Here is a 15,207-nt window from a genome sequence, read left to right on the forward strand (position 1 = left end):
CCCTCAACACCAAGTGAGTATGATTACTCATTACGGCATAAGCACAAACATCAATACAAAACACCTGAGCGAGGAACAATAGACGCTTCTCTACCCAGCCCCTGCGATGCTCAAAGCTTTTGCCCGTGAGTGCATCTTTACCGCACAAATACGCCCTACGTACACAACGAGAAACGCAATGGTAATATGGGGTTTGAGACAGACTAATTTGCTTAGAGCGTGGTGTTGGCATTGTGACCTCCTTATCAACAATTGCCTCTACTGTAACGTATTTTTGTGCTTAGTATGGTCCAGTTTACCTGCTTACTATGGGTGTCTTTACCGCAATAATTAATGCTTAAGATTTGTCATCTAACGACGGTTACAAAACCAATTTAAGATTGTTTGCGCCATACCGACATGTAATTAACAGCGAGAGATGACGTAAAACGCCATTTGCCTGATAGAGGATTCAACGCAAATCCTTGACTTTCCATTAAGTCCATTCCCCGAGAAGCGACCCATCCACTTAACTCTTCAGGTGTGACAAAGGCACGCCAATCGTGAGTTCCAATTGGAAGGTATCTAAGCAGATATTCCGCACCCAAAATAGCAACAAGATAAGATTTAATTGTACGATTTAGCGTTGCCATAATTAGCAAGCCTCCAGGTTTCACTAGCTGGCATGCCTCACTCGTTAATTGCTGCTGATCTGGCACATGTTCAATCACTTCTGCGTTGACAACAATATCGAATTGGGTGTCTTCTTCTACAAACTGTGAGGCCAATCGATGCTCGTATCGAATGTTCAATCCAGACATAATTGCATGCCGCCTTGCCACTTCAATACTCATCGCACTTGCATCGATTCCCGTTACTTCAGCACCACTTTTGGCAAACGGTTCACAAATTAACCCTCCACCGCATCCAATATCTAACACAGATAATCCACTTACGCCGTCTCCAAAACCTCTAATACGTTTGATGGCATCAAACATAAAATCAGTTCTAGCTTGGTTAAAGGCTAAAGCAGTTTTAAATTTTCCATTCGGATCCCACCACTGCTCAGCAAGAAAATCAAATTTTGATACTTCCTCTGGTGAAACATTCGAAGGAAGAGGTTGCTTAACGCTTTTATCTAACATGCCTTTTTATGATGACCTTAAAACTATGGGTGTCTAAACTTAATTAATATACGCAATGTGCAAAGAAAAAGACTACCTAAGGAAACCAATATGGCTAACCAAAGTAATGTATTGGGCTCACCGTTAATGCTCTGTTGTGGTAATGGGGGTTTTACACGTGAGGGGTTTTGTTACGTTACACTAGAAGATACTGGTAATCACAGTGTTTGTGCCGTGATGACTGACGAATTTCTTCAATTTTCAATGAATAGAGGGAACGATCTTTCTACGCCTCGGCCCGAGTTTGCTTTCCCTGGGCTACAAAAAGGTGACAAGTGGTGTTTGTGCGCTGCTCGTTGGGAAGAAGCCCGTAAAGCAGGCGTTGCACCTCAAGTCATTCTAACCGCAACAAATAAGGCATGTTTATCGATAGTAGATTTAAATCACCTTATAGAGCATGCGATAGACAAACCTCAACAAGACACCCACTCCAAAAGTGGCGGATAAAAAACCTACTCCTTTGGCAAGCTCTTTTCCCATTCTTCAAGCGCAGCCTGCGTGTTGCCGTGGATGTCTTGACGATGCTGACTCAACCACCACTGTTCCATCATCCTCACATTCGCTTTATTCGCTTTGAAGAAGATATCTGCGATATCTCCGAAAAAAGGAATAAAGCCCAGTGCAAAGTCGATAACACAATTTCTTACCATCGCCGTAATTCTGTTATTGGGGACACCCAACGTTTTAGCTAATCTAATGATTCTAAAAGAAATCAAAAGCGTGATAGCGTCCCCGAGAACAGGAATTAATCCAAGTAAAAAATCAAGCCCCACTCGAATACCCAAAAATGGGATTCGAATCGCCGTATCTAACATGTTAGCCAGATCTTGAGCCTCTCTCAACGGAGGTGGAAAATGGGGCATATTCATTGGTGGTTATCCTTTTGCTCTGGCTTCTCGATCAGTGTTGTCCAACACCGCATTCCAACCATATAAGTTGCGTTCAATAATAGCGTATAACGCATCAATATGTTTAGGATCGCTATTTAGTGCCTCAATATACTCATAGCGTTTACCACCAGCTTCCATGAAATAGTCACGGTTTTCAACGCCAATTTCCTCAATGGTTTCTAAACAGTCAGCAGAAAAGCCGGGGCAGACTACTTGCACAGACTCAACTCCTTGCGACGGTAAGCTTTTCAGCGTTTCATCTGTATAGGGTGTTAACCATTCTTCTCTACCAAAGCGTGACTGAAACGTAGTCATATATTGTGCTTTATTGAGCCCAAGTTTCTCAGCAACTAAGCGAGACGTTTTATGACACTCGCAATGGTAGGGATCGCCATTCGTTAGGTATCGTTTAGGAATGCCATGATAAGAAAGGAGTAGCTTGTCTGCAGTACCATGCTCGCTCCAGTGTTCACGAATTTTATCTGCTACAGCCTGAATATATTCATCCTCGTCGTGATAATGAGTGATAAAACGTAATTCAGGGAGCCACCTTCTTTTTGTAAAATCATCAGCAAGTGCATCAAAGGTAGAAGCGGTCGTCGAGGCACAGTATTGAGGATAAAGCGGCAGAACCAGCAGTTTACGCACGCCCTGTTGTAGCATTGCATCAACTACCTCTGAAACAGACGGGCTACCGTAACGCATAGCGAAATCCACCACTACCCCTTCACCTAGTTGTGTTTTACATTTTTGTTGTAGCGCTTCTGCTTGCTTTTGAGTATGGAGAAGCAAAGGCGAGCCCTCATCGGTCCATACTGTTGAGTATGCATGAGCACTGCGTTTGGGACGAAAGCGCAATATAACCAAATTAAGTACAAGCCACCAAATCACTTTGGGTACTTCCACCACTCTAGGATCTGATAAAAACTGCTTTAGATAAGGTCGCAGTGCTTTTGTTGTAGGGGCTTCTGGTGTGCCTAGGTTAGTAATTAACACACCAACTTTGTCAGCTTGTTTATGTGAAAAAGAGGGACTTCCTCTGTACTTCATGATTTTTCCCGCTAAATCCTGCTTCTACGATAAAAACTTAGAAAAGGTTCTAAAAAAGGCGGCACTAGCCGCCTATGAACAATTATTGAACGAAATAGGTTGCAGCCCCAGGACCAACTGGCATACCGAGTAGGAACACCCACACATAAAACAGTACAGTCCATCCAGCCACAAAGACCATGCTGTATGGGAGCATAAGAGCAATCAGCGTCCCCATCCCCAAGTCTTTTTGATAACGCGCGGCTACTGCGAGAATTAAGCCAAAGTAGCTCATCATTGGTGAAATAACGTTAGTGACTGAATCACCAATTCTGTATGCGGCCTGAATGACTTCTGGAGCAAAACCGATCAACATTAACATAGGAACGAAAATAGGTGCTGTCACCGCCCATTGCGCAGACGCACTTCCTAAAGATAAGTTCACGATACCACACATGATGATAAACAAGATAAACACTTCAGGACCATCAAGTCCCAAGGTTTGTAACAAGGTTGCACCCTTTACCGCTAATACTGTGCCTAAGTTTGTCCATTTAAAAAAGGCAACAAATTGGGCAGCAAAAAATACAAGCGTAATGTACAGCCCCATCGTTCCCATACTTTTCGACATCGCGTTAATGACGTCTTTGTCGTTTTTCATCGTTCCCGCAAATTTGCCATATACAAACCCTGGAATCGCGAATGTGATGAATATAAACGCAACAATACCTTTTAAGAAGGGAGAGCCTGCCACCGCGCCAGTTTCTGGGTGTCTCAATATTCCATTTTCAGGAACAATGGTAAGCGCAAGTACCCCAACAACAGCCAAAAACGCCAAACCCGCCATACGCATCGCTTTCTTTTCTTGCTTCGTTGGGGGATGCATGTCTTGTTTTTGAAGATCATCGGCAGCACCACTTTCGTCATAGCTACCCAAGCGCGGCTCTACAATTTTCTCCGTAACAAATGCGCCCATGATGGCAACTGCAAACGTACTAAGGAACATAAAATACCAGTTGACTTCAGGCCCTACTGTGTAGTCTGGTGCAATCATATGCGCTGCAGATTCGGTAATACCCGATAGCAGTGGATCTACCGTTCCCAGCAGTAAGTTAGCACTATAACCGCCGGATACACCAGCGAATGCGGCTGCTAAACCTGCAAGTGGGTGTCTACCCAACGAATGGAAAATCATTGCAGCAAGTGGAATCAATACCACATAACCAAGTTCTGACGCCGTATTAGACAAAATACCTGCGAATACAACCGTTACTGTCACCATTCGCTTAGATGCATTCATCACCAAAGAGCGCATAATCGTCTGCAAAAGGCCAGAATGTTCTGCGATAGATACTCCCAACAATGCCACCAATACGGTTCCTAAAGGCGCGAAACCAGTAAAATTAGTCACTAATCCCGTAACGATTCTTTGAAGCCCTTCAGCACTCATTAGTGAAATGACTTCAATCATTCCATCGGGATCACGCCCCTTTGCTCCTATAGGACGCGGGTCAGCAACCGCAACATCAAAGTAGCCAAGGATGCCACTAATGATAACGATAGTGAACGCTAAAATTGCGAACAACGTGATTGGGTGGGGAAGTAAGTTTCCCAGCCACTCAACGGTAGCAAGAAAGCGAGAAAACCATCCCCCTTTTGGCTCTACCGATGTTTGCTTTTCAGTTTCTTCCACTAACAAATCGAAACCTCTGTCGTAGTATATGAAAAATTTTGAGGCGCTATACTACCCGATTTCCTGCATGAAAGGGAGGCTATTCATGGCTAGTCATACCAATATGAACGTAATAATTAATTGAAAATCGCGACTAAATAACCAATTCTCTTTGTTGAGGAATGCCCATTGAAAGCAAAAACGGAGAGGTTTTCTGTTTGGATATAAAGTCAGCTTTACTCGCCATCCCCTGCCATTGAAACTTAACCAAGCTCTGACCAATCGCTCCGCCTAATGTTGTACCTGGCCCGGTCACGATAATTTTTTCAGGTGCAAATTCTTTGATGGCGACCTCAATGGCTTTGGTAAAGTTATAAGTCTCACGAACTTGGGTGTCTAATGTGTATTTCCACAATGCATGGCTATCGGCGCTATGCGGTTGCCATATATGTCCTTCACCATCAATCAGTGGGACATCAGGGGCGTTAAAGATGGATGCTTCCATTTCCTTCATTGCCTGTTCAGACACTGAACTTAGCAGAGGCGTATGAAAAGCTGCATGGTTGAACAGTTGCATCGGATAGGTATTATCAATCATAGGCAATCTGCTGTGCGCGAATTTCAGTCCAGCTTGACTTCCCCCAAGTACAGCATAACCACCTAAATTAATTGACCAATAAAGTCGAATATCACTTTCCTGTTTGGATGCATCTTCAATCAAATCGTTGATTAACATAATGCGATTAGGATCTGCCTGCCAATTCTCATCTACGATGGGATAAATCAACTGGCCACCCACAACACCACCTTTCATCATTGAACCCATGGTGTTAATAAGGCGAGCGGCATTATCTGTATTCAATGCATTTGCAACGGCAAGCGCAATATACCATCCCATAGAATTGCCCGTTACCGCAACAATGTCGTATTTATCCCGATTAATATCAGCGAAGTCACATGCTGCGCAGGCGTAAATTAGTGAAGACGCATTCTCACCCGCCGTATGCTTAGCCAAACTAAACTTTTCTGCACGATCTAGCTCAGCAATGAGTGGCTGTCCATTAATTTTCCTTTGTACATCAATCCGCTCGATAAACGCGGATTTGTCAGAGTGAAATCTGGCCAAATACCCCAATTCAGACTTATTGTAAGTGCCACGTCCGGGGCAAACGACCACGGCAGTTTGTTTGTTATTTGTCATTTCTCATACCACAGACTTTAAATTCGATTCTCTTTTAACCATAGACATCACGCGCTGAACGATTTCATCAGTTTTCGGTAGCACCTCAAAACTCGCAGAACCAAGAGGTATAAAGCAATCATCAGCGGTAATCCGCTGAATATTGGGCTGCGTTTTAGTCACTGTATTTTCGATTAACACCGTAACAATCGCCTCACTGATAGAAGCAGTTTTGCGGCATTCATCCACAATAAGTACCTGTTTGAAGCCTTTTGTTTCAGTTATTATTCCATCTTCATTGAGGGGCGCTAACCAACGTAAATCTACGACTTTTACGTTGATACCCTGCTGTTGCAATTTGTGCTGCGCTTGACGGCTCAGATACACGCCATTGCCGTAAGTTACAATGCATACATCCTTTCCACTGCCATGAACACCTAATTCACCTAGCATCATGGGTGTCTCTTCAGAAGGTGGCACATAGTCAAACGCCCAAAGATTATCACCTTCATCGTGCAGATCTTTTTTCATGTAAAGAGCAATAGGTTCGATGAATATAACTACTCGTTGCTCTTCTTTTGCTAAACGAATACAACGTCTCAACATTGCTACTGCGTCTGCGCCGTTTGATGGACAGGCAATAATTACCCCTGGAATATCTCTGAATACCGCGAAAGAATTATCATTGTGGAAGTGACCACCAAATCCTTTTTGATAGGCGAGCCCAGCGATACGAATAACCATGGGATTAGTGAATTGGCCGTTTGAAAAGAAAGGCAATGTCGCTGCTTCACCACGAATTTGATCTTCCGCGTTATGAACATAAGCTAAAAATTGAATTTCAGGTATAGGTAAGAAGCCATTATGAGCAAGCCCAATCGCCAGCCCTAAAATTGACTGTTCATCCAGTAAGGTATTAATAACTCGGTTTGGGCCAAATCTATCAAATAACTTCGTAGTAACATTGTATACGCCCCCTTTTTTACCTACGTCTTCACCAAACAAAACAATGCTATCGCTTTTCGCCATTTCGTCTATCAGTGCCCAGTTAATAAGCTTCGCCATATGCTGCTTTTTACTGAGATTATGAGCATCATGAGCGAATAACGTTTTTCTACGTTGCTCTGAAACGACTTCCTGATTGATTTGGTTTGACTTATTGGGAACAATTGAGCGCTTTACTGCTTCAGCCGAGCGTAATCTAGGTCGACCTGATGCCTCACGACTAATTCTGGCGATACGCGCTTCAATACTACGATATAAGTCGATAATCTCGACCTGAGACAACGCGTTAGCTTCAAGTATCAATCTTGCACCGTGCAACAAAGGATCTTGCGCTTCAGCTTCCAAAATTCGCTTTTCACTTCGATACACAAATTCTGCATCCGATCCCGCATGGCCAAGTAGCCGGACGGTTCGCATATGCAAGAAAACTGGCTTACGCCTTTTTCTGGCAATATGAGCCGCTAATCTGGTTTTTTGGTAGGTGTCATACAAATTCAGCCCATCACATTGAATGTACTCGAGCCCCGGACGATGGCGAAAGTTAGATTCTATCCACCCTTCAGGGGTTGATGTGGAGATACCTATGCCATTATCTTCACACAGAAAAACAATAGGCAGAGGAACAGACTGGTACGCTGCCCATGCCGCCGCATTTATCGCTCCCTGAGCAGTTGAGTGATTAGCAGACGCGTCACCAAAATTACACAGAACAATACCATCTTTTGGCAGTAATGCCTCTGTCTCTAGCTTTTTTGAGAGTGTGATTGAAAAGGCGGTCCCTACGGCCTTGGGTAAGTGTGAGGCTATTGTACTGGTTTGAGGAGGGATAAATAACGATTTACTACCAAGTACTTTATGCCGTCCTCCCGAGCATGGATCGTCAGAAGAAGCGGCAAAACTGAGTAGCATATCGTATAAGGGAGTCTGCCCCTCAACCTGCTTACTGCGCTGGACAACAAAGGCGCCGCTGCGATAGTGCAAAAATGCCATGTCCGTCGACCTAAGGGCTTTGGCTACGGCAGCGTTGCCCTCATGTCCAGCACTACCAATCGTGTAGAAACTATTACCTTCTTTTTGCATAAGCCGAGAGCGCAAATCCAGATGACGACTCATAATTTGCGACTCAAATAGATCAATCAAATCGGTCTTGGTTAACTCACTCTCTGCCAAAGAAAGAGAGATATCTGAACGAGGTAATATGGCGTGAGTGACTGCATCAATAAATTGTTGATTCAGCTTGGCATTTCGATCTTGCATGCGTACTCCTGAGACATAAGATGCTAAAGGAGAGGCTCAAATCTAAGCAAGGCACACGCGCAGGGGATGAAGCGCGTATGCCATTCGCTCTACTACACAGAAAAAGCCTGTATTCCTGTTTGGGCGCGCCCTAATATCAGCGCGTGCACATCGTGAGTTCCTTCATAGGTATTCACGGCTTCTAAATTCATTACGTGTCGAATAACATGGAACTCATCTGCGATACCATTTCCACCATGCATGTCTCGCGCAATACGCGCGATATCTAATGCTTTGCCACATGAGTTTCGTTTAATTAAACTAATTGCTTCGGGAGCAAGCGCATTTGCATCCATAAGTCGGCCAGCTTGCACGCACGCCATAAGCCCAGTAGTGATATCGGTTTGCATATCGGCTAGTTTCTTTTGAATTAACTGGGTGGCAGCCAACGGACGCCCAAATTGGGTCCTATCTAAACAATATTGTCGTGCGGCGTGCCAACAAAACTCTGCCGCCCCGAGAGCACCCCACGCTATACCGTAGCGCGCTTTATTCAAACATCCAAACGGGCCTTTTAACCCTGTGATATCGGGAAACATGTTTTCTTCGGGCACAAAAACGTTGTCCATCACTATTTCACCAGTAATTGATGCGCGCAGTGAAAACTTTCCTTCAATTTTTGGTGCACTAAGCCCTTTCATTCCTTTTTCTAGGATGAATCCTCGAATAACACCTTCCAGTTTCGCCCACACAACAAAAACGTCAGCAATTGGCGAATTTGTGATCCACATTTTGCTTCCAGTAAGATGGTAACCACCATCCACCTTTGTAGCGCGAGTAGACATGCTAGCCGGATCGGAACCAGAGTCCGGCTCAGTCAGTCCAAAGCAGCCCACAAACTCACCACTTGCCAACTTGGGTAGAAATCGTTGTCTTTGCTCTTCGGTGCCATAGGTGTAAATTGGATACATCACTAAAGACGATTGAACGCTCATAGCACTTCTATAACCACTATCGACACGCTCAACTTCTCTGGCTACCAATCCATACGCAACGTTATTTACTTCAGCACAACCGTATTCGCTTGGTAACGTGCATCCCAATAATCCCAGTTCTCCCATCTCGTTCATTATTTCTCGATCAAAGCGCTCATGACGATTAGCTTCTAAAACACGAGTCATTAATCGTTCTTGGCAGAATTGGTGAGCCGTGTCACGCATCATTCGCTCTTCTTCGGAAAGCATCTGGTTAAGTGACAACGGATCTTGCCAATCAAATTGGGGTTTTGCTGAAGACATATGTACACCTTTCAACTGACATTTATACCGACATTTTCATGCAAGTAATATGTTAAAAAACTGATAATAAAGGTTATACTGCTAGAGGAATAATATTAATTAACTTTATTTTGTATAGATTTTAACTATGGATTTAAGAAGCCTAAAATACTTTGTAGCAGTTTATGAATCAGGAAGTTTCAGCGCAGCATCAAAACGACTTTACATCGCCCAACCCTCTATTTCTTCTGCGATAAAACAATTAGAAGACAGCCTTTCGAAACCGTTATTTTTGCGATATCCAAGGGGGATTAAGCCAACAGAAGCAGGGCAGCAGCTTTACCCGTTGGCACAACAACTTTTAGGCCAAGCTTCTGCCATTCGCGATGTATTTCGCGATAAGCATGCTAAAGAACCTTTCAGACTGGGACTCATTAAAGGCTTGGGCGTGGCGAGAATGAGCGCGCTTCTGAAACAATTCACATCAAAAGTTAATACGCTAGAGCTCTCACTCGTCCCGCCGGAGGACGTATGTGACGCAAGGATTATTAGCGATGACATGCTGCACCCAAAAGAAACGTTTATTCCAATCTGGCAGGACAGGTTCAAACTGGTGTTACCTGTTGGACACCCACTCAGACTGAAAGAATCTCTGACCATTACTGATCTTCACGATTTAGCCTTCATTCAGCGTAGTCCGTGCGAGGGATGGAACTTGTTGAGAGAGGCTCTGCACCTACATAACGTGCATGTAGACGTAAGGGCAAAAATACAAACCATCGAATATGCCATAGGATTAGTTCGGGCCGGATTAGGGTGCGCCTTTATTCCAATTCATGATTCCGTCAATGAAGACAGCGACATTCTTCATGATTTAGTCTGTTTGGACATTGACCACTTATCATTATGCCGAAACATTGGTTTAGCCTTTCAGAAGAAAACTGACACCATCAATGTGCTTAGTCACCTTGCTGCGCAACAGCATTAAATTTAGAGCACGGCGGTATTTTGAAAATTTGAGAACTGCCGCCACCTGAAATTCTGAAAATTTTTGCTATCTTTATTCTTATATATTATCGATAAAGTGGGTGTCCGATGGGTCACCTTATTGAGAAGGTGGGTGTCCAACGTTAGATTCTCACCCTACGTAACAATAGTGGGTGTCTCATTATGTCGTTATCCTCTAATTCTAGCAGTAAAGGCAAACAACCTGTGTTTATGCCGCTATACAAGCAAGTAGAAGAACAGATAAAAAGTCGAATTCTCAACAAGGAGTGGAAACCTGGAGATGTATTACCCAATGAATTTTCTCTCGCCGATGAGTTTGGCGTAAGCCAAGGAACTGTCAGAAAATCACTTAACGCATTAACTATGCAAGGAACATTAATACGTCGTCAGGGAGTCGGAACATTTGTTGCGGAACAATCTGACAAACAGGAAAATACATCCCAATTTCCCATTGTAAGAAATGGTAGACGCCCTGAAAAAACAGAGATAGCTTTTATTCGTCAAACAGTGAAATTTGCCGGTCTGGCACTTCAAACACAATTGAAACTCGATAGCAGTGACAAAGTACTAGAAATTGTGCGAAAAAGAATCTTCAGACAACAAATCTGCGCTGTTGAGTACATTTACTTACCACTTAAATACTTTCCCGAGTTAAGTAACAACGCCAAGCTCCCAGATGATATTCACCAGTTTCTACAAACCCAATACTCAATGACAATTCATAACCTAGTAGATGAAGTGAGAGCAACCCCATCTAACCAAGATGTCTCACAATGGCTGGGAGTAAAGCCGAATACCCCTCTTATCGAAGTGACCCGAATATGCTCCTCACTAGACGAAACCCCCTTTGAATATCGCCTAATCTATTCTCAAACCGACAACTTCCATTACCGGCACGAGGGTACCTATTAGAAGCATCAAGCAAGATACCAGCCTAGTAGAAGACTCAGCTCACCAAGTGAATCAATGCAACACAGAGCGGCACGCGGCTGAGTTGTTCACATTAATCTATGCAAAAAAAAGCGCCCTACTGGGCGCAATTTTTATTTATTTCCTTTGGTATCGACCATATAGCGGAAGAAGTCGCTGTCTGGTTCAACAACCAATATGTCTTGCTTGCTATTAAAGCTTGCTTTATATGCATCCATACTGCGCAAGAACGAATAAAACTCAGGATTCATTGAATAAGCATCAGCGTATATTTTTGCAGCTTGTGCATCACCTTCACCACGAAGGCGTCTAGCATCACGTTCAGCATCCGCTAGCATCACCGTCACTTTTGCATCAATGTCTGCACGAATAATCTCAGATTGCTCCTTACCTTGTGAGCGATGTTCACGCGCCACAGCTGCTCGCTCTGCACGCATACGTTGGAAGATAGAATTGCTCACCTCTGTAGGCAGGTTAATTTGCTTCACACGAACATCAACAATTTCAATTCCCAATTCATCTGAACTCTGAGCGGCTTGCTTCATCGCTTCGTCCATCAACTCAGAACGCTCACCCGACACGATTTGAGAAATAGTACGCGTACCAAACTCACTTCGTAGTCCGTTGTTCACTTTCTGCTTTAATAGTGCTTCAGCTTGATCTTTGTAGCCACCAGTTGACAAGTAGTAACGCGCAAAGTCTTTAATTTTCCACTTCACATACAGATCAACAATCAAATCTTTCTTCTCTTGCGTCACAAACCGTCCGGGCTGATCATCAAGGGTTTGAATGCGTGCATCTAAAGGCACCACGCGGTCAAACAACGGTAGCTTAAAATGCAAACCTGGTTCGAATACTTTTGTATCTCCAGTATCACTATCTCTTTGCACTTTACCAAACTGAATAACAATCGCTCGGCTACCTTCCTTAACAACGAAGATAGAACCAAGCGCGAGCACACTCAGGGTAATCACTAATGCAATAACAAAATTTTTCATTGATTAATTTCTCCCCGAACGATATCGATCACTGCGAAGGCCAGAGTTTGTATTGGTCGGCGGTGTATCTGTAGTCGCACCACTCGCTCTCAGGCTTTCAAGCGTATTGCGCACATTAGCAGGTAACTGTGCTCCACTTTGACGTTCAGTCATTTTATCAAGAGGAAGGTACATCATGTTGTTACCGCCTTTGGTATCAACCATCACCTTACTGGTATTACTAAATACTTCTTCCATCGTCTCAAGATAGATACGTTGGCGCGTGACAATAGGTGCAGCATCGTATTGTGGAAGTAACTCGGTAAATCGAGCAACTTCACCCTCTGCCTCTAACGTTACGCGTTGTTTATAAGCACGAGCTTCTTCCTTCATACGTGTAACTTGACCACGAGCGCGAGGTTCAATTTCACGGGCATAGGCTTCAGCCTCTCGAATAAAGCGTTGCTCGTCTTCCTGAGCAGCAATGGCATCGTCAAACGCTTCTTTTACTTCTTCAGGCGGACGTGCATCTTTGAAGTTTACATCAACAATGGATATACCCATGTTGTATGGTTCAATAATGTTTTGTAGTTCTTGCCAAACCTGTTGGCGAGCCACTTCACGGCCGCTTGTAAGCACGTCATCCATTTTTGAATGACCTACCACGTAACGAATTGCAGCATCTAAAGCCTGACTCAAACTGGATTCCGGTTCAGTCACTGAGAAGCTGTATTTGTAAGGCTCAACAACGCGATATTGGACTTCCATTTCAACACGTACGACATTCTCATCTTCGGTCAGCATGGAGCCTGAAGCTGGCATATAGCGAACGGATTGCACGTTAACTGGCATAACAGAATCAATGAATCTCGGGCGCCAACGTAAGCCTGGCTCTACAAAATGACTAAATTCACCGAATCGCAGTACTACACCGCGCTCCGCTTCTTTAATCGTATAAAAGCCACTCAAGCCCCAAATAACTGCAAGCAGACCGGCAATCATGCCTAATCCAAGGCTGCCTAGCCCTTTGCCGCCACCTGAACCAGAGCCACCTCCGCCAGATTTGCCAAACTTATTGAATAGATTTTTAAAGATATCATCTAAATCTGGTGGCCCCTGATCACGACCTCCGCGGTTTTTCCACGGGTCATTGTTGTTTCCACCAGGCTCGTTCCAAGCCATGCTTTATCTCCGTTAATTTAATACTGATTTCCTGAACCGACTACATCCTTTTACGTTCAGATTTCGATTTATGGATTAATGTTTTACAACGTAATCTGATAAATTGGTATCAATGCGCTTTTCTAAGCGATGCCAATCACTGGTTGGCATTCTTACATCCACTAACCAATCGCCATCTTCTGCATATCGTTCAGACGAAATACAATTTAATCTAAACAACGCTCCTCTGAGTTTACCTTGCTGAGGAGGTATACGCAGCGTGTGCTGCACCATACTCTTCGCTAAACACTCAGTGAGGGCGATAAATAATAAATCAATCCCTTTCCCTTCCTGAGCCGACAACCAAACTCTTATAGGAGTGCCCTCATCATCCCTATCAATGCGAGGCTCAACCCCTTCCATACGGTCAATTTTATTACAAATCATTAACTGCTGAATTTCACCTGCATCAATTTCATCCAGCACTTCATTCACCTGATCAATATTTTCACGATACTGTTCATCTGAATAATCTACAACATGAAGCAATAAGTCCGCTTCTTGCGTTTCTTGCAGTGTTGCTTTGAAAGCTGCCACGAGATCATGGGGTAGATGTCGAATAAAACCAACTGTATCTGCCAATATTGCGGGACCAACATCTTGCAATTGAATTTTTCGTAATGTCGGGTCAAGTGTCGCAAAAAGTTGGTCTGCAGCATAAACATGCGCATCGGTAATGGTGTTAAACAACGTTGATTTACCCGCGTTGGTGTATCCTACCAAAGACAACGTTGGAATTTCAGCGCGCTTGCGAGAGCGGCGACCTTGTTCACGCTGTTTTGCTACACGTTCCAAGCGACGTAGTATTGCTTTGATTCTACCTCGAATTAAACGTCGGTCTGTCTCGAGCTGTGTTTCACCCGGTCCACGTAAACCTATTCCACCTTTTTGTCTTTCAAGGTGCGTCCAGCCTCTGATTAATCGTGTAGAAATATGGCGCAACTGAGCAAGCTCTACTTGAAGCTTACCTTCGTGCGTCCGCGCCCGCTGCGCAAAGATATCAAGAATAAGCCCAGTACGATCCAGTACTCGACATTTACACAATTGCTCGAGGTTTCGTTCTTGAGATGGCGACAGTGAATGGTTAAAAATCACCACGTCGGCCTCACAAGCCCGAACGGCGTTCGCGATCTCTTCAGCCTTGCCACTACCGACAAAATATTTGGGATGAGGCGCTTGCCTAGACGTCGTTAAAACATCTACAGCATTGACGCCAGCCGAAGACACCAGCATCTGCAATTCTTGCAAATCTTCTTTACTGGTGTCGTCAGGAAAATCAACGTGGACGAGTACAGCCTGCTCACCTGCTTCGTAACGGTCAAACAAGCACTTCTCCTAATTACCTCTACTCAGGCTGACTATTATCGGAATCTGCCTGGGTATTAGCAACCATGGAAATCGCACGAGACGGTACAACCGTCGAAATTGCATGCTTATACACCATTTGACTCACGGTATTTTTCAGCAGAATAACAAACTGATCGAACGATTCAACTTGTCCTTGAAGCTTTATACCGTTCACTAAATAAATTGACACTGGGATACGCTCTTTTCTCAGTGCATTCAAAAATGGGTCTTGTAAAGATTGCCCCTTCGCCATTTTATATCCTTTTCTTTTT

Annotated in this window: 14 protein-coding genes and 1 pseudogene; 3 read left to right on the forward strand and 12 right to left on the reverse strand. The window is 43.9% G+C overall.

Translation table 11 applies throughout. The features are described from left to right. Both OE749_RS17940 and ubiG read right to left on the reverse strand, forming a co-directional pair. Window positions 1-232, reverse strand: a pseudogene (locus tag OE749_RS17940) (transposase); the annotation flags it as partial. Between the two features lie 142 nt (window positions 233-374). Next, a complete protein-coding gene (gene ubiG / locus OE749_RS17945; protein WP_263713873.1) occupies window positions 375-1,124 on the reverse strand; it encodes a bifunctional 2-polyprenyl-6-hydroxyphenol methylase/3-demethylubiquinol 3-O-methyltransferase UbiG in 750 nt (249 codons plus the stop codon). Between the two features lie 90 nt (window positions 1,125-1,214). Between ubiG and OE749_RS17950 the strand changes: the two genes are divergently transcribed. Continuing rightward, window positions 1,215-1,610 carry a DUF2237 family protein gene (locus OE749_RS17950; protein WP_263713874.1) on the forward strand — a complete coding sequence of 132 codons (396 nt, stop codon included), beginning with the start codon at window positions 1,215-1,217 and terminating at the stop codon, window positions 1,608-1,610. Window positions 1,611-1,615: 5 nt separating this feature from the next. On the opposite strand, the gene OE749_RS17955 is transcribed toward OE749_RS17950, so the two are convergent. The 6 genes from OE749_RS17955 to OE749_RS17980 all read right to left on the reverse strand — a co-directional run bounded on the left by OE749_RS17955 (window position 1,616) and on the right by OE749_RS17980 (window position 9,473). After that, window positions 1,616-2,032 (reverse strand): DUF4112 domain-containing protein, encoded by a 417-nt coding sequence (locus tag OE749_RS17955; RefSeq protein WP_263713875.1) that lies wholly within the window; start codon window positions 2,030-2,032, stop codon window positions 1,616-1,618. A gap of 6 nt (window positions 2,033-2,038) precedes the next feature. Further along, on the reverse strand, window positions 2,039-3,103 hold the full coding sequence (gene hemH, locus OE749_RS17960; RefSeq protein WP_263713876.1) for a ferrochelatase: 1,065 nt from the start codon (window positions 3,101-3,103) through the stop codon (window positions 2,039-2,041). An 82-nt stretch (window positions 3,104-3,185) separates the two neighbouring features. Continuing rightward, window positions 3,186-4,781 carry an AbgT family transporter gene (locus OE749_RS17965; protein ID WP_263713877.1) on the reverse strand — a complete coding sequence of 532 codons (1,596 nt, stop codon included), beginning with the start codon at window positions 4,779-4,781 and terminating at the stop codon, window positions 3,186-3,188. A gap of 127 nt (window positions 4,782-4,908) precedes the next feature. Then, complete coding sequence (locus OE749_RS17970; protein WP_263713878.1) at window positions 4,909-5,955, reverse strand: ACP S-malonyltransferase; 1,047 nt, start codon at window positions 5,953-5,955, stop codon at window positions 4,909-4,911. Between the two features lie 3 nt (window positions 5,956-5,958). Beyond that, window positions 5,959-8,196, reverse strand: coding sequence for a thiamine pyrophosphate-dependent enzyme (locus OE749_RS17975; RefSeq protein WP_263713879.1), 2,238 nt, complete (start codon window positions 8,194-8,196; stop codon window positions 5,959-5,961). Window positions 8,197-8,288: 92 nt separating this feature from the next. Then, complete coding sequence (locus tag OE749_RS17980; protein ID WP_263713880.1) at window positions 8,289-9,473, reverse strand: acyl-CoA dehydrogenase; 1,185 nt, start codon at window positions 9,471-9,473, stop codon at window positions 8,289-8,291. A 127-nt stretch (window positions 9,474-9,600) separates the two neighbouring features. Between OE749_RS17980 and OE749_RS17985 the strand changes: the two genes are divergently transcribed. After that, a complete protein-coding gene (locus tag OE749_RS17985) occupies window positions 9,601-10,440 on the forward strand; it encodes a LysR family transcriptional regulator (protein ID WP_263713881.1) in 840 nt (279 codons plus the stop codon). Between the two features lie 182 nt (window positions 10,441-10,622). Then, a complete protein-coding gene (locus OE749_RS17990) occupies window positions 10,623-11,372 on the forward strand; it encodes a GntR family transcriptional regulator (RefSeq protein WP_263713882.1) in 750 nt (249 codons plus the stop codon). A gap of 131 nt (window positions 11,373-11,503) precedes the next feature. Here OE749_RS17990 and hflC read toward each other — a convergent pair whose 3' ends face one another. The 4 genes from hflC to hfq all read right to left on the reverse strand — a co-directional run bounded on the left by hflC (window position 11,504) and on the right by hfq (window position 15,188). Next, entirely contained in the window at window positions 11,504-12,388 is an 885-nt protein-coding gene (hflC, locus tag OE749_RS17995) for a protease modulator HflC (protein ID WP_263713883.1), read from the reverse strand. Window positions 12,389-12,391: 3 nt separating this feature from the next. After that, window positions 12,392-13,549 carry an FtsH protease activity modulator HflK gene (gene hflK / locus OE749_RS18000; protein ID WP_263713884.1) on the reverse strand — a complete coding sequence of 386 codons (1,158 nt, stop codon included), beginning with the start codon at window positions 13,547-13,549 and terminating at the stop codon, window positions 12,392-12,394. Between the two features lie 75 nt (window positions 13,550-13,624). Next, window positions 13,625-14,914, reverse strand: coding sequence for a ribosome rescue GTPase HflX (hflX, locus tag OE749_RS18005; protein ID WP_263713885.1), 1,290 nt, complete (start codon window positions 14,912-14,914; stop codon window positions 13,625-13,627). A 19-nt stretch (window positions 14,915-14,933) separates the two neighbouring features. Further along, window positions 14,934-15,188 (reverse strand): RNA chaperone Hfq, encoded by a 255-nt coding sequence (gene hfq / locus OE749_RS18010; RefSeq protein WP_263713886.1) that lies wholly within the window; start codon window positions 15,186-15,188, stop codon window positions 14,934-14,936. Between the last annotated feature and the right edge of the window lie 19 nt (window positions 15,189-15,207).

It is taken from the genome of Fluctibacter corallii, from assembly GCF_025751585.1.
In the GTDB taxonomy this organism is placed as follows: Bacteria; Pseudomonadota; Gammaproteobacteria; order Enterobacterales; family Alteromonadaceae; genus Fluctibacter_A; species Fluctibacter_A corallii.